The sequence below is a fragment of the Flavobacterium plurextorum genome (genome assembly GCF_024638035.1).
Classification (GTDB): domain Bacteria; phylum Bacteroidota; class Bacteroidia; order Flavobacteriales; family Flavobacteriaceae; genus Flavobacterium; species Flavobacterium plurextorum.
Genome location: NZ_CP100442.1, coordinates 3,795,877 through 3,815,846, shown reverse-complemented (window position 1 = coordinate 3,815,846; position 19,970 = coordinate 3,795,877). Strand labels below are relative to the sequence as shown.

Annotated in this window: 21 protein-coding genes; 6 read left to right on the top strand and 15 right to left on the bottom strand. The window is 31.3% G+C overall.

What is annotated here, in order from left to right:
• Window position 1: 1 nt before the first annotated feature.
• The 4 genes from NLG42_RS16945 to NLG42_RS16930 form a co-directional block, all read right to left on the bottom strand.
• Entirely contained in the window at window positions 2–586 is a 585-nt protein-coding gene (locus tag NLG42_RS16945; RefSeq protein WP_099718315.1) for a Maf-like protein, read from the bottom strand.
• Window positions 579–1,505 (bottom strand): geranylgeranylglycerol-phosphate geranylgeranyltransferase, encoded by a 927-nt coding sequence (locus tag NLG42_RS16940; RefSeq protein ID WP_099718314.1) that lies wholly within the window; start codon window positions 1,503–1,505, stop codon window positions 579–581. Before NLG42_RS16940 ends, NLG42_RS16945 begins: the two co-directional genes overlap by 8 nt.
• Window positions 1,506–1,663: 158 nt before the next feature.
• Complete coding sequence (locus NLG42_RS16935; protein ID WP_089057775.1) at window positions 1,664–2,191, bottom strand: KdsC family phosphatase; 528 nt, start codon at window positions 2,189–2,191, stop codon at window positions 1,664–1,666.
• Complete coding sequence (locus NLG42_RS16930; protein ID WP_257681648.1) at window positions 2,184–2,936, bottom strand: Rossmann-like and DUF2520 domain-containing protein; 753 nt, start codon at window positions 2,934–2,936, stop codon at window positions 2,184–2,186. The genes NLG42_RS16935 and NLG42_RS16930 overlap by 8 nt, the downstream gene beginning before the upstream one ends.
• A gap of 317 nt (window positions 2,937–3,253) precedes the next feature.
• On the opposite strand from NLG42_RS16930, the gene NLG42_RS16925 reads away from it, so the two are divergent.
• The gene (locus NLG42_RS16925; RefSeq protein WP_257681647.1) at window positions 3,254–6,466 is read left to right on the top strand and encodes a cytochrome c biogenesis protein CcsA; all 3,213 of its coding nucleotides are present in this window, start codon (window positions 3,254–3,256) and stop codon (window positions 6,464–6,466) included.
• 63 nt (window positions 6,467–6,529) lie between these two features.
• Here the strand turns inward: NLG42_RS16925 and NLG42_RS16920 are convergent, their stop codons facing one another.
• From NLG42_RS16920 to NLG42_RS16890, 7 genes are all read right to left on the bottom strand, one after another.
• Complete coding sequence (locus NLG42_RS16920; protein ID WP_257681646.1) at window positions 6,530–7,150, bottom strand: arsenate-mycothiol transferase ArsC; 621 nt, start codon at window positions 7,148–7,150, stop codon at window positions 6,530–6,532.
• A gap of 13 nt (window positions 7,151–7,163) precedes the next feature.
• Complete coding sequence (locus NLG42_RS16915; protein WP_257681645.1) at window positions 7,164–7,637, bottom strand: DUF6428 family protein; 474 nt, start codon at window positions 7,635–7,637, stop codon at window positions 7,164–7,166.
• Between the two features lie 20 nt (window positions 7,638–7,657).
• Window positions 7,658–7,990 (bottom strand): ArsR/SmtB family transcription factor, encoded by a 333-nt coding sequence (locus NLG42_RS16910; RefSeq protein ID WP_257681644.1) that lies wholly within the window; start codon window positions 7,988–7,990, stop codon window positions 7,658–7,660.
• Window positions 7,991–8,079: 89 nt separating this feature from the next.
• Window positions 8,080–8,811, bottom strand: coding sequence for a DUF3667 domain-containing protein (locus NLG42_RS16905; protein WP_257681643.1), 732 nt, complete (start codon window positions 8,809–8,811; stop codon window positions 8,080–8,082).
• A 38-nt stretch (window positions 8,812–8,849) separates the two neighbouring features.
• On the bottom strand, window positions 8,850–9,230 hold the full coding sequence (locus NLG42_RS16900; RefSeq protein ID WP_257681642.1) for a DoxX family protein: 381 nt from the start codon (window positions 9,228–9,230) through the stop codon (window positions 8,850–8,852).
• Between the two features lie 85 nt (window positions 9,231–9,315).
• Window positions 9,316–10,104, bottom strand: a complete 789-nt coding sequence (locus NLG42_RS16895) for an anti-sigma factor (protein ID WP_089057781.1) — start codon at window positions 10,102–10,104, stop codon at window positions 9,316–9,318.
• On the bottom strand, window positions 10,104–10,634 hold the full coding sequence (locus NLG42_RS16890; protein ID WP_089055725.1) for an RNA polymerase sigma factor: 531 nt from the start codon (window positions 10,632–10,634) through the stop codon (window positions 10,104–10,106). The genes NLG42_RS16895 and NLG42_RS16890 overlap by 1 nt, the downstream gene beginning before the upstream one ends.
• A 348-nt stretch (window positions 10,635–10,982) precedes the next feature.
• Here NLG42_RS16890 and NLG42_RS16885 point away from each other — a divergent pair, with 348 nt between their 5' ends.
• Together NLG42_RS16885 and NLG42_RS16880 are read left to right on the top strand one after the other, a co-directional pair.
• Window positions 10,983–11,117, top strand: coding sequence for a hypothetical protein (locus NLG42_RS16885; protein ID WP_257681641.1), 135 nt, complete (start codon window positions 10,983–10,985; stop codon window positions 11,115–11,117).
• Window positions 11,118–11,470: 353 nt separating this feature from the next.
• Window positions 11,471–12,049 carry a glutathione peroxidase gene (locus NLG42_RS16880; RefSeq protein ID WP_089057782.1) on the top strand — a complete coding sequence of 193 codons (579 nt, stop codon included), beginning with the start codon at window positions 11,471–11,473 and terminating at the stop codon, window positions 12,047–12,049.
• Between the two features lie 121 nt (window positions 12,050–12,170).
• On the opposite strand, the gene pip is transcribed toward NLG42_RS16880, so the two are convergent.
• From pip to NLG42_RS16865, 3 genes are all read right to left on the bottom strand, one after another.
• Window positions 12,171–13,082 (bottom strand): prolyl aminopeptidase, encoded by a 912-nt coding sequence (gene pip / locus NLG42_RS16875; protein ID WP_257681640.1) that lies wholly within the window; start codon window positions 13,080–13,082, stop codon window positions 12,171–12,173.
• Window positions 13,083–13,089: 7 nt separating this feature from the next.
• A complete protein-coding gene (locus NLG42_RS16870; RefSeq protein WP_099718306.1) occupies window positions 13,090–13,587 on the bottom strand; it encodes a GNAT family N-acetyltransferase in 498 nt (165 codons plus the stop codon).
• A 96-nt stretch (window positions 13,588–13,683) separates the two neighbouring features.
• Window positions 13,684–14,859, bottom strand: a complete 1,176-nt coding sequence (locus NLG42_RS16865) for a thioredoxin family protein (RefSeq protein ID WP_257681639.1) — start codon at window positions 14,857–14,859, stop codon at window positions 13,684–13,686.
• A 174-nt stretch (window positions 14,860–15,033) separates the two neighbouring features.
• Here NLG42_RS16865 and menD point away from each other — a divergent pair, with 174 nt between their 5' ends.
• Both menD and NLG42_RS16855 read left to right on the top strand, forming a co-directional pair.
• Window positions 15,034–16,695 carry a 2-succinyl-5-enolpyruvyl-6-hydroxy-3-cyclohexene-1-carboxylic-acid synthase gene (gene menD / locus NLG42_RS16860; protein WP_257681638.1) on the top strand — a complete coding sequence of 554 codons (1,662 nt, stop codon included), beginning with the start codon at window positions 15,034–15,036 and terminating at the stop codon, window positions 16,693–16,695.
• 87 nt (window positions 16,696–16,782) lie between these two features.
• The gene (locus NLG42_RS16855) at window positions 16,783–17,124 is read left to right on the top strand and encodes a DUF2853 family protein (protein WP_099718303.1); all 342 of its coding nucleotides are present in this window, start codon (window positions 16,783–16,785) and stop codon (window positions 17,122–17,124) included.
• 52 nt (window positions 17,125–17,176) lie between these two features.
• Here NLG42_RS16855 and NLG42_RS16850 read toward each other — a convergent pair whose 3' ends face one another.
• Window positions 17,177–18,526, bottom strand: coding sequence for a M28 family metallopeptidase (locus NLG42_RS16850; protein ID WP_257681637.1), 1,350 nt, complete (start codon window positions 18,524–18,526; stop codon window positions 17,177–17,179).
• A 142-nt stretch (window positions 18,527–18,668) separates the two neighbouring features.
• Between NLG42_RS16850 and NLG42_RS16845 the strand changes: the two genes are divergently transcribed.
• Window positions 18,669–19,526 carry a CvfB family protein gene (locus tag NLG42_RS16845; RefSeq protein ID WP_089057789.1) on the top strand — a complete coding sequence of 286 codons (858 nt, stop codon included), beginning with the start codon at window positions 18,669–18,671 and terminating at the stop codon, window positions 19,524–19,526.
• Window positions 19,527–19,970: the final 444 nt, after the last annotated feature.

Sequence of the window (19,970 nt, the reverse complement as noted above, 5' to 3'; positions counted from 1 at the left end):
TTTACACTAAAGTACTCAAATATTCATAAACTTTAGCTGTTGGAAGTCCCATAACATTTGTATAAGAACCTTCGACTTTTGCAACTGCCATAAAACCAAACCATTCCTGAATTCCGTAAGCACCCGCTTTATCATAAGGTTTATAGTTTTCTATATAATATAAAATAGCTTCGTCTGATAAACCTACGAAAGTTACTTTTGTAACATCGTTAATAAGAGTAGAAGAGGAGTTCGTTTTAAAACAAACCGATGTAAATACTTCATGCGTTGCATTCGACATTGATTTTATCATTTGAAAAGCATCTTCTGCATTCTTTGGCTTTCCTAATGCTTTATTGTTATGCCAAACAATAGTGTCACTTGTTACCAAGATCTCATTATCATTTAATTCTCCGTCAAAAGCATCTGCCTTTAATTGTGCCAGATAATCAGTAATTTCAACTGCCTTCAGCTCTGGCGGATAGATTTCTTCAATTTCTTTTAAACGAATTTCAAAATCAAGATCTAAATCTTTAAAAAACTGCTGTCTGCGAGGCGATCCCGAGGCAAGAATTAAACTATATTTTTTAAGCTTTTCTTTAAGCATTGTATTTGATATTTAAACTAATGATGAGAATAGATAAAATTCCGAAGAATAAAATCAATTTTAAAACGGTACTTAAATGCTGAAAATCCTTTTTTGATTTGGCGCCGAATACTTTTACAATAAAATAAAGTAAAGGTGCTAAAACAAAAAGAAATGCATAAATCGTAACAATATAAAGATGGTTTTGAACGAAATAAGTATTGATATAAAGTAACGATAAAACAAAGGGAATTATAGCACAGCCTAACGCAATTTTAGCCGCTCTGCTAATTCCAATTGCAATTGGTAAAGTATTCATTCCTTGATTATAATCACCATTTACATCTTCAATGTCTTTAACTATTTCACGAACAAAATTAATCATGAAAGCAAATAAGGCATAGTCTATTAAAATCGAAAATAAACTGGCCATTTGTGCTTGATTCTCTGAATTTATAACAGGAAAAAGATCAAAGATTCCAATAATAAGAACGCTTACAGAAAGAAGTGCAGCAACAACAAAATTCCCTACAATCATAATCTGTTTTAGTGTTGTTGCATAAAAGTAGAGCAGTGCAGCAATTAAAATAAAAAGTGATGCAAAACTAGGACGCAGAATAATATTTGACAATAGAAAACCTATAGCAACACCGCTGATATTAAGTCCAATATAAATATTGTATGCTGCCGTTTCAGTAATTCCTTTTCCAATAACCACATCATCGGGTTTGTTTATCGAATCTGTTGCAACATCATAAATGTTGTTTATTACATAACCCGCTGCCGCTAACAAAACGGTACTTAAAATCAAAAGTCCGTATTGCCAGTCTGATAAAGCCAAGGGAATATCCTGTTGTTTTAAAAAAGCATAACGAAATAAAACCTGCATAAAAGCAAGCATTAGTAGATTTTTATATCGAATGAGTTTTAGGTATTTCATTTTTTCTTCTAAGGTTCAAAGAGGCAAAGATAAAGAGTGACAAAGGTCTTTTCTTATGTTTTCTTTGTCAAAGCTTTGAACTTTGACAAAGAAAATATATTGATTATCGGTAGCAAAAATCTAAAATCTAAAGTCAGAAATCTTAAATTTAAAATCTCTTAATCGTGCTTTCCGTTAAAATGCTCCATCCATTTGCCTTGCACTTTCATAACTTGCTCAATAACGTCGCGCGCAGCACCTTTTCCACCTTTTACATGAGAAATGTAACGACAAATACTTTTGATTTCTGGGCTTGCGTCTTGCGGACAAGCAGGTAAACCAACCAATTTCATTACATGATAATCCGGAATATCATCTCCCATATACAAAACCTGCTCAGGTTTAATATTGTAAGTATCTGTATATTCCTTAAAAGTTTGAACCTTATCTGGAGTTCCTAAATGTATATCTGTAATACCTAAATTACGAAGTCTTACTCGAACGCCTTCATTGCTTCCGCCAGAAATAATACAAACATTGTAACCGCTTTCTACAGCTGCTTTCATAGCATAACCATCACGAATATTCATTGTGCGAAGAATTTCTCCTTCAGTGGTTACAAAAACGGAACTGTCTGTAAGTACGCCATCAACATCAAAAATAAATGTTGTAATGTCGTTCATCATCTCTTTATAACTTTTAGCCATTATTCTCTATAGATTGTGTTAGTATTTTATAAATATTCTTTTGATTTTCGTCTGTTATAAACTCCAAATGCGCATTTGTAGTAACTGAATCACGACGTTTTGCAGGGCCAGTTTGAGCATCGATTGGATCTAGAGTTTTAATTTTATCTGCGGTTTCCTGAATTAAAGGTTTCAAAACTTCAAAGGGAACTTGATGTTCATCACAAATTTCTTTTCCGAGCTGGTAGAGATGATTCGTAAAATTATTAACGAAAACAGCCGCAACATGCAGCGCTTTTCGTTGTTCTGAACTAATTGCAAAAACAGCTTTTGAAATACATTTTGCAGCAGTTTCTAAAACATTGTAATCTTCCTGATTTTCAGATTCTAAACAAATCGGAATTATAGAAAAATCGACCTCTTTACTTTTAGAAAAAGTCTGCAGCGGATAAAAAACACCTTTTCTGTTTTTTGAATCTAAAATATCAATTGAAGTAGTGCCAGAAGTATGAACAACTAATTGATTTTTAAAAGGTAATTGCTTAGAAACTTCAGCAATAGCATTATCTGAAACTGAAATAATACATAAATCTGTTTCTTTTAAAGCCGAATAATCTGTTACAATTTTATCTGAATCAATAATAGAATTTAAAGCTTCTTTTTTTCTGGAAAATACCTGTACAATTTCAACAAGATTACTTGCCGAGAAAGCTTTTATTAAATGTTGAGCGACATTTCCAGAACCAATTATTGTTATTCGAATCATATCGCAAAATTAGTATTATTTTTTTTAAACTTAATTCACCTGACAAAGTTTTGCCACAGATTATGCTGAATAGAATGATTTTCGTGCATTTCTATTTTTAACAATAGAAACCAAATAATCTTTTTAAATCGCTTAATCTGCGGTAAAAAAGTTTCAAATAATATGCAGTTACTGTTTTGTAAAACTAAGCGTACATTTTTATCAATATGATTAAATTTAGCGCTCTTTATTTGGTTTTTATTAACAAAATAGCCCTACTGCTAATCAACATTTTTAAGTACTTTTGTGGCACTTTTATACAATGTAATTCCTTAAAAATGGATAAAAAAATATTCTCTTTTTTGTTTTCTACACGATTAATGGCCGTTCTTTTTTTAGCATTTGCAATCGCAATGGGTATTGGAACTTTTATCGAAAGTAAGTATAATACCGATACTGCCAGAATTTTAATTTACAACACATGGTGGTTTGAAGCTATAATGGCTGTTTTTGTGATTAATTTCTTCGGAAATATAAAACGTTATCAATTATTAAAGAAGGAAAAATGGGCTACTTTATTGCTTCATCTTGCTTTCATTTTTATCCTTTTAGGTGCTTTTATCACCCGATATATTAGTTATGAAGGAATGATGCCAATTCGTGAAGGCGCAGCTGAGAATCAAATTTATTCGGACAAAACATTTATAACCGTTTTTGCTGATGGTGAATATAAAGGTGAAATGAAACGCAGGGTTTTTGATAAAAATCTTTTGTTATCTCCAGTAACCAATAACAATTTTACACTTTCTGGTAAGTTTGATGAAACTCCTTTTGAAGTAAGTTATGTAAACTACATCATGGGAGCTAAAGAAATGATAAAACCAGATCCTAAAGGAACGCTTTATTTAAAGTTAGTTGAAGCAGGAGCGGGTGGACGTGAAGAGCATTTCTTGAAAGATGGTGAAGTGCAAAATATTCACAACGTATTATTTGCTTTAAACAAACCAACTGACGGTGCAATCAATATTAACACAACAGGTGAGCAATATACCATTCAAACTCCATTTGAAGGAGAGTTTATGAGAATGGCCGATAAATTAAAAGGTACTGTAACTAAAGATAATGTACAGCCTTTAATGATGCGTTCTTTATATAGTATTGGCGATATTAGAATTGTGTTTCCAGATCCTGCAATTAAAGGTGTTGTTGATTATGAATCTAACAACGACTACAAAGCAAAATCTCATACAGACGCTTTAATTGTAAAAGTAAAAGCTGAAGGTGAAGAAAAAGAAGTAAGACTTTTAGGTTCTAAAGGAAGTACAGGGGAGCCTCAAACCGTAAAAATTGGAAAAATTGAGTACAGTTTATTCTTCGGTAGTAAAGCTTACGTTTTACCTTTTAAAGTAAGATTGAACGATTTTATCGCTACGAAATACCCAGGAACAGAAAAAAGTTATTCCGCTTTTGAAAGTAAAGTAACGGTTTTAGATTCTACAGAAACCTTTGATGCTGATATTTATATGAATCACGTTTTAGATCATAAAGGATATCGTTTTTTCCAATCTTCATTTGATCCAGATGAAAAAGGAACTGTTTTATCTGTAAACCATGACTTTTGGGGAACTTCAATTACTTATTTTGGTTACTTTATGTTGTATATAGGATTAATGGCAATTATGTTTACCAAACATTCTCGTTTTGCCGATTTGAAACGCAAATTAGAAGTTGTAAAAAAGAAAAAAGAAAAACTTATCACGATCTTAGTTTTAATGATTAGTTTGAGTGGTTTTGCTCAAGCACCTCATGTTCATACTCCAGGTGACAATCACAATCATAATCATACGGCAGATCCAAATGATCACGCAAATCACGTAACAGCTCCGCCAAGTAAAAAACAATTAGACTCTTTATTGTCTATTTACAAAGCTCCAGCAGCTCATGCGGCAAAATTTGGCCGTTTAATTATTCAAGATGCTGGAGGAAGAATGAAACCTGTTAATACTTTTTCATCTGAGTTACTTAGAAAAGTAAGTCATGACGATACTTATAACGGAATGAATTCTGATCAAGTATTATTGTCTATGACACAATATGCACAAGTTTGGATTCAGGTTCCTATAATATATATCAAATCTGGAAATGACAGTATTCGTAAAATTATTGGAGTAGATAAAGAAGCCAAAGCGGTAGCATTTGTTAACTTTTTTGACGCAAACGGAAACTATAAACTTTCTCCATACTTAGATGCTGCTTACAAAGCGGCAAATCCAAATCAGTTCGAGAAAGATTTTATTGAAACAGATAAAAAAGTAAATTTAATGGAATCTGCTTTAAGCGGAAGTATTCTTAAAATTTTTCCAGTTCCTAATGATCCAAACCATAAATGGGTTTCTTATTTAGAACGTGAAAACGCAGGTTTAAAGGGAATGGATTCTACTTATGTTAAGCAAATTTTACCACTTTATTTTAGCGCATTAAACAATGCTTCTATTTCTAAGAATTGGGATACTGCAGATCAATTAGTAGAAAGTCTTAATGGTTTTCAAAAGAAATTTGGTGCTAAAGTTCGTCCAAGCGAACAAAAAATTGATGCCGAAATTGCATACAATAAATATGATGTTTTTAAAGGATTGCCTTATTGGTACATTACAGTGGCGAGCTTTATGTTCATATTTATTATTGTCAATATTTTCTTTGAAAAAAAATGGCTTCGTATTACAATAAATGCATTCCATATCATGGTTGGCTTGCTATTCGCACTTCATACATTAGGATTAATAGCACGTTGGTATATTTCTGGTCACGCACCTTGGAGTAATGCTTATGAATCTATTGTATATGTAGCTTGGTCAACAATGTTCTTTGGTTTGGCTTTTGACAGAAAATCGAAACTTACTGTTGCTTCATCTGCATTTGTTACAGCTATGATTTTAATGGCGGCATATATGAACTGGATTGATCCAGAAATTGCAAACTTACAACCAGTTCTTAACTCGTATTGGTTAATGATTCACGTTGCAGTTATTGTAGGTAGTTATGGCCCAACTGCATTAGGAATGATTTTAGGTTTTGTATCATTAGTATTGATTTTCTTTACAACTGAGAAAAACAAAACTAAAATGGAATTAAACATTAAAGAGATAACTTATATCAACGAAATGGCATTGACTATTGGTTTGATTATGTTAACAATTGGTAACTTCCTTGGAGGACAATGGGCAAACGAAAGTTGGGGACGTTACTGGGGATGGGATCCAAAAGAAACCTGGGCTTTAATTTCTATCATGCTTTATGCTTTTGTAATTCACGCTCGATTTGTTCCAGCTTTACGCGGAAAATGGTTCTTTAACTTGATGAGTATGTTTGCGTTTGTTTCTATTTTATTTACTTATTATGGTGTAAACTTCCATTTAGTTGGCCTGCATTCTTACGCAAGCGGAGAAGCACACTCACTAAGTTGGGTTTATTATTGCTTAGGTACAATTTCTGTAATTGGAGCAATAACATATCCAAAATACCGCAAGTATTATAAAACCAAGAAAAAATAATAAGCAAAAAAGGTTCAACTATTAGTTGAACCTTTTTTTTTGACATAAAATAAACAATAGGATCTATGTTTTTATTTGAGAAAAAATATAAAATATTTCACTTGCAATTTGAAGATTTCTTTCCATGTACTTTTCATCCTGCTGTAATGTATTATCAAAAACTTTAGGATCTTCAAAATTAATAGGAAAACGTTCTTCAGCACCTGCAATAAAAGGGCAGTCATCATCAGCTTGCGAACAAGTCATTATAGCTGTAAAATCATTTGCAGGATTAAAATCATGATCGAACGTTTTTGAAAAACCAATTATTGGATTTTCATTTTCTTCAAATTTTATTGCATATACCGGATTGCTATCGTCTGATAATTTCGTGATCTTAAATCCTGATTTCACAAGAGTTTCAGCAACTTTAGGAAACACAGCGGTTGCTTCAGTTCCACCAGAAAAACAACTTACATTCTTAATATTATAATAGTAAGCCGCTGTCTGTGCCCAAACTTGCGATAAATGACTTCTTCTTGAATTGTGTGTACAAATAAAGTTTAATCTAATCTCAAGATTATTTTTATTTTTAAATTGTATAAAGTCAATTAATGGCTGTAAAACAATTTTACGTTCTTCTGTAATAGATCGAAAATCAAAAGATGAAATCAGTTTTCCAATTTCTGGAAATATACGATTCATATTAATCTTTTTTTTAGCAGCATCCATTCCCTGGCGTACATGAGTTTGAATTATCTGGACTTAGTTGAGTCAAATTTAGTTTCGTTTTTTCTGCTGGAATCCCGCATTGATCTTGCGCCAGACAAGCAGTTTGTTTATTCAGCAGCAAGAAATCTTTCCCATTAAAACCTAAATCATACTTTCCAATTGTAGCATCTTGATATTCTACTTCAATTTCTAAATCCGGAATATTCAAAACCTTTTCTGAAAGCTCAATAATATGGATTAACTTCTTTGGTTTCAATCTGTGTTCAAAATCGTTTGCATCCCAAAGCTGAAAGTTTATTACAATTTCATTACGAACCACACCGCCGCAGTCTATAAAGTTTTTAGTAATTAAGCCTACTTCGGTAACGTGAAAATGTTCAGGAACAAAATTTCCGTTTGGCAGCTGAAATGTTACATTTTCTAATGTGTCGAGTACTTTTTTTATTTCTGATAATTTCATAGTAATTTATATTTTGTTATTTAACAACATTCATTTTTTCTTTTCTCTAAATGCAATGTCACAATGTTTAGAAACCCTTTTATCTTTTCAAATCCAACTTCATTTATGCAGTAACAAATTGTGTTACCTTCAATACTTCCTTTAATAAGTCCTGCATTTTTTAGTTCTTTTAAATGTTGTGATATTGTGGGCTGCGAAAGAGGAAGTTCATTTACAATATCACCACAAATACAAGAGTTCACTTTTAGAAGATATTCTAAAATTGCAATTCGTGCGGGATGACCCAAAGCTTTTGTTAAAATTGCCAACTCATTTTGACTTTCTGTAAAGTGATCCGATTTAGTTGTTCCCATTTCTTATATTTTTATATTGCAATATTACGATATAAAGTTTGAAAAAAGCCATTTTCTCTGTTATTTTTACAAACGAGAAAAAAAACGGCTTATTTTAAAGCTATTTCAAAGATTAAAATTAAAATTAAAATAATGATAAAGATTACCAAATAAATTAAATAACTCAATAGGGACAGTAAAAATACCTTCGTTTTTTTCAACTTATTGAAAAATTCCATATTTGTCCAAAAAATAAGCAAAAGATCAATAACATATAAAACCTTAACAATTATCGCCATTTTTGGAGTTCCATTAAAATAATATAAAAGTGGAAATGCAATTAAATGGGCAAATAATCGCTGAGAAGCTTTAAAAGTATTAAGAACAAAATATTCAACAAAATTGTACCCTTGTTTTCTAAAACAAACATAGGTGCCAACCGTAAAAATTGGAATTGTAGCAATTGTAGTCCATGAAAAGTGAGTCGACATCCATTCATTAAACGCTTTGTAATCTATAACAGGATCAGTATTTTCAACATAAAAATCAATTTTAAAGTAATGATACAATAATCCATAAAGTGTAGCTAGAATTACAACAAGTGATATTGGTTTAAAATGTTTAACTCGTTTACCCTCAATAAATTCGCGTACTGAATTTCCAGGTCTCGTAAATAGTTGTTTAAAGGAATACAATATACCTTTATCAAAATGAAATAATCCGTGTTGAATATCATGCCATAAAAAATGAGCATTAATTCTATGCGTTTCGGCACTTTGCCCGCAGTTATTACAGTAATTACCTTTAAAAACGTGATGGCAGTTTTTGCAAATTATCTCCATAGCTTACCGTCTTTTTTAATTTGAAATTTTAAAACTAACTAGATTTTCTTCTGCAAACCATTTGGGTACATGATTGCTAAAAGAACACATATTAATAAGAAATTATACTCGACACCATTTCTTCCTCCGCCAACAACAAACCAGCCATCTTCAAAATGGACTAAAATAATTCCCATCACGAAAATAAATATGGTAACAAAACCTGCAAGTTTTACATATTTATTTAGAATCAAAAGTAAAGCGGCAACAATATGAGACAGTTTGATTGACCAAGCAAGAAAAACACCAAATGGAGCAAACCCAATTTGGTTTAAATATAAATTTCCAAAGTTATTGATTCCGTTATCAAAAATTCCAAAAACAGAATGAGTTAAAAGTATAACAGCAACGGCAATTCTTAAAAGCAGGATTCCATTCATAAAATTCGTTTTATTTTATTTAAAAATAATAAAAAAACGCATATTAAATCTAATATGCGTTTCTAGTTTTAAAAGGAATTAATAATTATACTTTTCCTAGAGTATACAATTGTTCCATTGTTGGCGTTAAACTTCCGCCGGCAGGCTCAAGAGTAATTCCGAAAGCTTCGGCTTCATTTGTGCGATCAACAGAAAATATTTTTTGAGAATTTCCTTCAAAATCACTCAATAAACCAATACTTGTTGGTGTAAGAACTGGACTTAATTTTAAGGCCCAAACTTGATATACCATTCCTTTAGGCGGTTTTGGCAGTCCAGCGGCATCAATGTAAGTTGTTTTAGTTTCTTTATTCCAATATACTTTTGCAAAAGATGTTGGAGAAACAGCTTGACCTCCAAGTGTTACACCAGTGTTTTTAATATCTCTAACAATAGTTAAACTCTTTGTAATTTCTTTATTTTGTTCACCTAAGAAAGCATAATCTTTTTCGATTTTACTTTTCTCAGTTCCAACAGCAGTAATCGCTTCTTTTGTTTTTGTAAGTTCTAAAGTCTGATAACCTAAACCTAACAATAACAACACGGCAGCAGCCCAGCCCACGTATTGTGTCCAGTTTGATGCAGGTTTCATTTCGACTACTTTGCCATGTTTAAGCTCTAAACGTGCTTTTATTTTTTCAAAATTAGCAACAGAATGGAAAGGAGAGAAGCTTGACGATAAAGCAACGATCGCTTTTTCTATCGAGATAATTTCCTGTTCAACTTCTGGGCTTTTTTTAGCCATTTCGGCTATTTCTAAATTCTCTGTTTCGGTTAATAAACCATAAACATAAAGTTCTAGAATTCCTGAGTCTATATATTCTTGTGCTTCCATTAGATTTTTAGATAATTACGTAAGTCATTAATACAGTTTCTGTTTTGTGTTTTGATAGTTCCCAGTGGCAGTGCCAATTCTTCTGAAGCTTCTTGTTGGGTATATCCTTTAAAAAATAATAAATCAATGATTGCAATACATTTTGGTTTCAGCTTTTTGACAAATTCCTGAATTCCAATTGTGTCAATTTTATCAAGGAGTTTATTACTGTCGTCTAACAGATTTACGAAATTATCGGATGAAAGGTTTTTTTGAGTGTTGTTAAAATTCTTTGAACGAAGCTGATCAACAGATGCATTTCTAGCAATATTAAGAATCCAAGTATAAAATCGGCCTTTACTCTCACTGTAAGAATCGATGTTTTTCCAGATTTTCACAAAGACTTCCTGTAAGACATCTTCTGCTTCTTCACGGTTTTTTATTAAAACATGTATGACCGAGAATAAACTTTTGGCGTACATATCGTACAAATGCGTAAAAGCTCTTTCGTCTTTCTTGTAAATTAAAACTAATAATTCTTCTTGACTCATAGATTTGGATTTTTAAAGTTTAAACAAAAAATTAGTAAATATTATCTGTAACCTGAGATAAAGATAATTTATTTTTTCGTCAAATTATATTTTTTTTAACAGTCTTAAACCTAGAAAAATAAGGGGTTTCAAAAAAAAAGTATTTTTTTTTCATTTTTTTAAAACCAAAAGTGAACCAATTACGTAAATGCTATTATAACATGTAAAAAATTTCAAGTGAAATAGCAGCCTTATTTGTTTTGAATTGTTGTTAAGGTACTTAGGAGTAATTTTTAAGTCTAAATGTTCAAAATAAATATTTATCGCAGTGAAATAAACCGAATGTAAATCTTACAAAAAGAAAATTCTATGTTAAGTATAAATAGATTTAAAATATTAATTGTGGGTTTAACAACAGTGTTGGCTTTACAGAATTACGGTCAGAGTGATTTTAGAAAAGAAATTGAAAAAAATTGGAACAAAGAAACTAAAGAGATAATATAAAGAAATAAAATAGTTGATGTCTTTGGACTTCCAACCAAAAATTATTAAAACAAAAAAGTAATCACAAAATATTAAACAAAACAATCTACATATAAACGCCATAGAATAGAAAATTTAGTGATTATAATTGAAAAAATAATTTTTACCATAACCGAAGCATCAACTATAATTTTAGAAACATATAAAAGCATTTAAAAATAAATTCATGGTTTGATTTGTTTGTATGGGGGGAAGCCTAGCGTCTGATTAACGCTAGGCTTCAATTTTTTATTTAACGTATGTTTAATGAAAAATAAAGACTTTAAAAATATACTGCAAAACAGATTTTAACTAATTTTATAAAAAATTAAACAATGAAAAATATAGCAATTTTAGTTTGCAGCGCTTTATTTATGATCGCTTCGCAAATTCAGGCTCAAACGAGCCATAAACCTAAAACAGAAGTCATGGCAAAAGGAAACATTTATCAATTTAAAGTAGAAGATTTATCAGGTGATACCTTTGATTTTGCGTCATTAAAAGGCAAAAAAGTCATGATTGTAAACACCGCTTCAAAATGTGGATTAACGCCTCAGTACAAAGATCTTGAAGCAATCTACAAAGAATATAAAGATAAAGGATTCGTAATTGTTGGTTTTCCAGCAAACAATTTTGCATCACAAGAACCAGGAACAAATAAAGAAATCGAAACTTTTTGTCAGCAAAATTATGGCGTAACTTTTCCGATGATGAATAAAGTTTCGGTTAAAGGAGATGATATGTGCGAAATTTATAAATTCCTGACTCAGAAATCTAAAAATGGTTTGCAGGATTCTGAAGTAGAATGGAATTTTCAAAAGTATTTAATTAACGAAAAAGGAGAATTGGTAAAGGTTATTAAACCAAAAACACTTCCAACAGATCCTGAAATTATTAAATGGATTAAGAGTTAAGGATAACTGTATAAATAAAAAAAGCACCAAATTTGAATTCTTCAGATTTGGTGCTTTTTTTTAAGGTATAAAGAGACAAAGATGTATAGGAGCAGAGTTCTCTTTGTTTTTTCTTTAAAAATTATTGATTTAGGACACTTATGATTCTTTTTTCAATAGCAGGTTCAGAATCTGAATGACCAGCATTTTCAATATATAAAACAGATTTTTTTAAGTTACTGTGAATTTCCTGCGCATACTCAACGGGACAAATTGCATCATGTTCTCCATGTATTATAGTAATTGGAATATCTTCAATAATTCTTATGTTGTCAACTATGTAATCATCTACTAAGAAACATTTATTACTCATATAATGTGCCTCCATAATACTTAAAGACTGATATGGAAATTGTTGAATAATAGCATCGATTTCATTTGCTTTAATTCCTTTTATAAAAATTGAAATTTCATAATAAGCCCATTCATAACAATAAAAATCTCTATTTTCGAGAGTCCCGTTTAGCATCTGATCTAAGTAATATTCTGAAATACTTAATGAAGTATCAGCAGGAACATTTTTTTTAAATCTTTGCCATTCTACAGGATATTGCTTATTAAGAGCTCCTCCTAAAAAGTGGTTAATTGTTTTTTGGTCTGCTAGAAAAACACCTCTTAGCAAAAGACTTTTTACTTTCTCAGGATTCTGAATTGCAAATACAAGACTTAACGCTGTTCCCCATGAACCACCAAAAATGTTTATTTTTTCAATATTAAGATGAGATAAAAGGGCATTTATATCATTAACCAAATCTTGAGTTGTATTATCTTCTATACTCGCAAATGGTTTACTTTTTGAAGCTCCTCTTTGATCAAAGAAAACAACTTTATGCTTTTTAAAATCAAAAAAACGTTTATCTTTTTCTAAAAAACCAGCACCTGGACCTCCATGAACAAACAAATAGGGCTCTCCGTTACCACAAACTTCATAATAGATTTCATGTAAATTATTAACTTGAAGATATCCTTTTTGTATTTCAGGGTGTGAATTCATTCTAAAATTATTTTAAGATTAATTGCATAAAAACCAAATCAAGCCAGTGATCAAATTTATATCCAACTTCGCGAATTGTACCGGTTGCCACAAAGCCAAATTTTTCATGAAAAGAAATACTTCCAGCATTATCTGCGTCAATCGCACCAATCATTACATGATATCCTTGCTCTTTTGCCAATCGAATAATTTCTGTCAGTAATTTTGAACCTACACCTTTCCCAATCACATTATCGACTACATATACAGAATGTTCAACTGTATATTGATAACCAATTTTCTCGCGAAATTGTCCGTAGCTCCCAAAACCAACCACTTCATTGTCTAACTCAGCCACTACAATTGGAAGGTTTTTAGATTTTTTATCTTCAAACCATTTTGTTTGTACTTCAATAGTTTGAATATCATAACTATAATTTGCTGTTGTATGCAGGATAGAATGATTTACAATTTCAAGAATTTTGTCTAAATCATTTGTTGTTGCAGGTCTAAGAATAAGTGCCATGTTTTGGTTATTTTTTGAAAGTTAAATCACAAAAAAAGCAGTACGTGATCTAATCGATAGCAAACAGACTAAACCAATTTGCTTTTATTTTTTAATTTATTTTGAGTTTAATTCAGCCAGTAAAGTATCAACATCTTTGGTACTCCAAGTCATTTCGGTACAAATTACTTTTGCATCCTTGGCATATTTCAGTGCTGTTTTTTTATCTTTTATCTTATTATAAAGTCTTGCGAGAAGCAAATTACCATCATAAGAATCGTTTAATTCTATAGAATGTTTTACCCAAAGAATAGATTTTTTTAAACTTTCGGCATCAGAAATATGTTTCAAATAAGTTTGTCCGATATCTTTCAAAAAACTTGCATCATTCCACACTAACTTTTGAGTATCTTCCAACGTTACTTTTTTGTAAAACTTCCATTTTTCAGTACGTTCAGCCAGCGTTAAATCAAACTTAAACACAAGAGAATCTGTTTTTTGCAATCGAATCGATTTTGCAACTTCTCTTTGTTTATAGTAGTTTACAGTGTCTAAATTATCAACTAAAGGACGAAGTAATTCGCTTACAATACTTTCAACTTTACGATCAACACGTTTTTGAGAAGCAACAGCGGCAAACTCATTTTGATGTTTTAAAACGTATTGAAATTCTCTCGAATTAATATCAGTAACTCCATTTGCAATTATTCGCCAATTGGTTTCACTAACTAATTGCGCATCTGATTGTGTGTTAAGATAAATGTGTGTAGGAATTGCGATTTCATTTCTATCTCTTCCTTTTTTCAAGCTATTCAAATAAGCAAAAAAAGCATTAGAATTACTTGGGTCAGCAAGAAACTGCTTTTCTAAATAAGGTAATTGCAATTTTGGATTCAAAGCATTAGCAGCTTCAGTTAAAAATTCGGCTGTTTTCATCTCTCCTTTTAAAGCATATAAAAGATTTTCATTTGAATCTAAAAATAGAAAAGCAGGAAGTGAAGTCGTTCTAAATTTATTCTTTAGCGCAGTTCCCTCTTCTTTATCCACGTTTTTCCAAACACAGATATAATTTTTATTTAAAAAAACCATCACATTTGGATCAGTGAAAACTTCTTTTTTCATTTTATTGCAATGTGGACACCAATCTGCAAAAAGCATAACAAACAGTGGCTTATTTTGTGTTTTAGCACTTTCTAACGCTGTTTTGTACGGCGTTTCATCAACAGTAAACTGATTTTGTGATTGTATAGACTGAACTGAAATGAGAATAAAAAGTAAATATAAGAAACGCATAAACGATCTGTTTTAATAAAAAATGTTCTATTTACAAATATATTCCCTTTTTCTAAAAATGGGTCATAATATCTTCCTAATATAAGTTAAATCATGCATGAAGTTTGTAACTTTGTAATTGTAAAAGAAACTCTCAGTGATAGGTTTTCTTTAAAAAGTAATACACTATTTAGAATGATTTACCCCAAAATAGAGCTTGCACAAAGCATTATCGAAATTTGTTCAGCAAAAGGAATTCACAATATTATAATTTCTCCCGGTTCACGAAACGCTCCATTAACTATCGGATTTGCCCAAAATTCTAACTTCAAATGTTACAGCATTGCCGATGAGCGTTGTGCTGCATTTTTTGCATTGGGAATTGCGCAGCAAACTAAAAAGCCCACAGCGGTTATTTGCACATCTGGTTCAGCATTGCTTAATTATTATCCAGCTGTTGCTGAAGCTTTTTACAGTCAGATTCCATTAATTATTATCTCTGCAGATCGTCCGCAAAGCAAAATCGATATTGGTGACGGACAAACTATTCGTCAGGAAAATGTTTTTAAAAATCATTCTGTTTTTAATGCTAATTTAACGGAAGAAGCTTCTGTTGAAAATGATTTGAAAATAAACAAGGCCATAGAAACTGCAATTCATAAAAAAGGACCAGTTCATATTAACGCTCCCTTTGAAGAACCTTTATACGAAACCGTTGAAACGCTTTCTGTACAGCCAAAAATTACAAATATAGAAGAAGTTCCAAATGTAAAAAGTATCGAAAAGGAGGCAGAATTTGTTTCGATTTGGAATTCAGCTAAGCGAAAATTAGTTCTTGTTGGAGTAAATGATGCCAATTCGATTGGTACTGAAATTCTTGAGAATTTAGCCGCTGATCCTTCAGTTGTTGTTCTTACAGAAACTACTTCAAACTTACATCATTCAAGTTTTATCAATAGTATTGATACTTTAATTACTCCGTTTGATGATTCTGATTTTCAAGCTTTTCAACCAGATGTTTTAGTGACTTTTGGAGGAATGATTGTATCTAAACGAATTAAAGGTTTTTTACGTAAGTATAAGCCACAAAATCATTGGCATATAGATACACTGCGAGCTTACGATACTTTTAGTGCTTTAACAAATCACTTTGTTATGGAGCCAAATGATTTTTTCAAGTCATTATTGCCAAAAACCGAGTATACAATTAGTGATTATTCTTCGAAGATTACGGATATATATAATTTAAGGAAAATTCGAAAACAAGAATATTTAAGGAAAATTGCTTTTTCTGATTTTAAAGTTTTTGAAAAGGTTATTGAATCGCTTCCTAAAAACAGCCAATTGCAAATCAGTAACAGTTCTGCAATTCGATATGCACAATTAATTGATATTGATTCAAGCATCGAAGTATTCTGCAACCGTGGTACAAGCGGTATTGACGGAAGTACTTCAACGGCAATTGGTGCCGCTGTTGGAAACAGGAAACAAAACGTATTTATTACAGGTGATATTAGTTTTTTATATGACAGTAACGCTTTATGGAACTCATATATTCCTAAGAATTTTAAAATCATTTTAATCAACAATGGAGGAGGCGGAATATTTAGGATTTTACCTGGACACGAAGAAAAACCTGTGTTTAACACCTATTTTGAAACCTCACATCATTTAACTGCAGAACATTTAGCTGTTATGTATAAATGTAATTATTTCAAAGCAGATGATTTAGCTTCATTAGAGCAAAATCTTAAATTGCTTTATGATGCAAATGATACTCCTGGAATATTAGAAATCTTTACACCAACAGTAGAGAATGATATTGTTTTAAAACAATACTTTAAGGAGTTAATTTAGTATGTAGGTTAAATTTTATTAAAATTAATTTTTATATCAGTTTTTTAGTTTAAATTTGGATTTATTACCAATTTTAAAACTATAACAATGAACAAAAGAGAAGAATTAATTGCAAAGTATGCAGCAGATTTAAAAGAAAAATGCGGAGTAACTCCAAACATGGATTTATTAACCAAAGTAACAATAGGCTGCGGTCCATCTATATACAACGATGACGCTGCAACAGTAGCAGGAAGTCAGCAGTCAGAATTAGATACCGTAAAAAATAACTTTTTAATCAAAAAGCTTGGCTTAGCTGATACGCCGGCTTTAGATGAAGCTATAAATACTGTTTTAGAAAAGTATGGTAAGTCTAACAAGCACAAATACAGAGTTGTTGTTTATTACTTATTAACGCTTCACTTTAAAAAAGAAAGTGTTTATAAATAGAACTATAAAAAAAGCGCCTTCTTGGCGCTTTTTTCTTTTATATGATTTAGTTTTATTTAATTGGAATTGGAAAAACAGGTAAACTTGCATGTCCTAAAGCATCAACGGTTTGCACAGCAAAAAAATAATTATCTTTAGAATAAGGAATTTCAGCCCTAGTATCTTTTACAAAAAAAGTTTTTTCCCAATGCGAAGAAGAAGTTTCTCGCATCAAAATCTGATAACCGTATTGTTCTTTTCCTGCTGGTGCTGACCAAACTAAAGTAGATGAATTAGAAAGTTTTTTAACTTCAATTCCAACATTTTCTGGTGCTTTTGGCGATGAAGCTAGATTAGCTAAAGTCGCTAAATTTGAACAGGTATTTTTTCTTAAATATTCAAAATCCATAAATTCTGGCAAATCACCATATTTAATATTATTTTCGGTTCTTAAATCTTGATGCTGATGATCAAAATTTTCATTCATTTCGCAAAAACGAACAGCGGTAAAACCATTCTGGCTAAAAGGAGTATGATCACCGCCGCGTAAAAAACGATCATTTCGGTATACTAATTTTACTTTCAGCTGATCTACGTACTGTTCTGTAACGGTTTTAATATATCGTGCCAAAAGTCTTGACGGACTATCATTATCTCGGCTTACAGCTTTTCGCATTTTTGCTTCTTCTTCAGTTTCCAAGTACGGAATTGTTTCACTGAAAACACGAATTTGGGTATTGTCTCTCAAATTAGTACCGCTTGATAAGCTGTTTCCAATCATATCATTATTAAGCATTGCGACTATATTCCAGTTTTGTGCTTTTGCTTTTTCTGCAAGATGTCGAGCTCCAATCAAACCTTGTTCTTCACCAGTTACAGCAACAAATATAATAGTAGCAGGAAATGATCTTTTGCTCATTACTTTTGCCAACTCAATAACTGCTGCAACGCCAGAACCATCATCATTTGCTCCAGGCGCATTAGCTTTTGTATTCATAACATCTGTGACGCGCGAATCAAGATGCCCGCTAATAATCAGTACACGATTGTCTTTAGGATCAGTTCCTTTTAAAGTCGCCATTACATTCCCAATCTGACTGTCGACGTTAATTCGCTTACCATCTGCTTTAACAGTAAAATAATCAATTTCAGAAGTTAATCGTCCGTTAGATTCCAGTGCAAATTTATCAAACTCAGATTTCACCCATTGCTGCGCAGCCCCAATTCCTTTTGTTTTGTTTTTTGCATCGCTCAAAGTGTGTCTAGTTCCAAATGAAACTAATTTATGAACGACAGCTTCAAGATTTTCGGCTTTAATTTCGCTTATCATTTTTTTAATTTCTAAGTCTTCAGAAACTTGCGAGATTGAGACCTGCGTGAAAAGAAGAAATGCAAAAGCAGTACAAATAAAATTCTTTTTCATTGATTTGGGATTAATTACATGTTTTCAAATTTAACCAAAAGCAGCAAACTACAATAAAATGGCTGCTTCTTTTTTTATCCCGTATATTTTTCGAATTACCATTTTCAAACTTCGTACATTTGCACCTTAGAACTTTATGAATATGATTGAAATAGGAAAATACAATACACTAACTATATTACGTGATACCAAGGTGGGACTTTTTTTAGGAAATCCTGAAAAAGATCCTGAAGGAATTCACGACATCTTATTACCTAATAAATATGTTCCAAATGAATTTGAAATAGGCGAGGAGCTTGTTGTCTTTGTTTATTTAGATCACGAACAGCGTCCAGTTGCTACAACATTAGAACCTTATATTTTATTGAATGAATTTGCTCTTTTAAGGGTAAATTATATTAATAATGTTGGTGCTTTTATGGATTGGGGAATGGAAAAAGACATTCTTGTTCCGTTTAAAGAGCAAGCGCGTCCTATGGAAAAAGGAAAACGTTATTTGGTTTACCTTTATAAAGACGAAAAAACAAATCGTTTAGTAGCATCAAGTAAATTAAACCAATTTTTAAACAACGATCAGCTTACAGTTGAAAAAGGAGAAGAAGTCGATTTAATAGTTTCGCATATTACTGAATTGGGAATAAATGTAATTATCAATGAACAACACAAAGGTTTGTTGTATAAAGATGAAGTTTACGACGATTCAATAAGAACTGGTGACAGAATGCGCGGATATATTAAAAATATTCGTCCTGATAATAAAATTGACGTTGCATTGCAAGTGCAAGGATATCAAAGTATTGAGCCAAATGCAGAAAAAGTTCTAGATGAATTAAGAGCTAATCGAGGTTTTTTACGTTTAAACGACAATTCGCACCCTGAAGACATTAAAACGGTCTTAAAAATGAGTAAAAAAACTTTTAAGAAAGCAATTGGAGCTTTATACAAAGAAAAACTTATCGAGATTAAAGAAGATGGAATCTATTTGGTAAAAGAGAATTAGATTTTTTAAATTTCCAATAAAAAAATTCCAAATTCCAATGGCATTCAATGCTCAATTGGAATTTGGAATTTCTATTTTTTAGAGTTTAACAAACTGATTATAACAGGAAAGGCTGCTCATTACAAGCAGCCTTTCCCTTTTTATTCTCGTTTTAAAAAAAATTGTAATTAAAAAAAAACAGAAATAAAATAAATTCGAATCTGATCAAAAAATAACAGCTTTAAAAATTTTTGAAGTTACTTCTTGAAAAGGTATGTCTTTAAACAATCAATACATCCATCTTAAGAGCGAAACGTTAATTTCACGGCTAATCCATTGGTTTTAGAAAATAATTTATAGAAAGTTTTAGTTAGTATCTTTTCCTCTTTTCGTAATCAATTTCATACTAATTACTTAAACAATTCTAGTGTTTAACCTTAGGTGTTACTATCTTCTTTTCGAAGT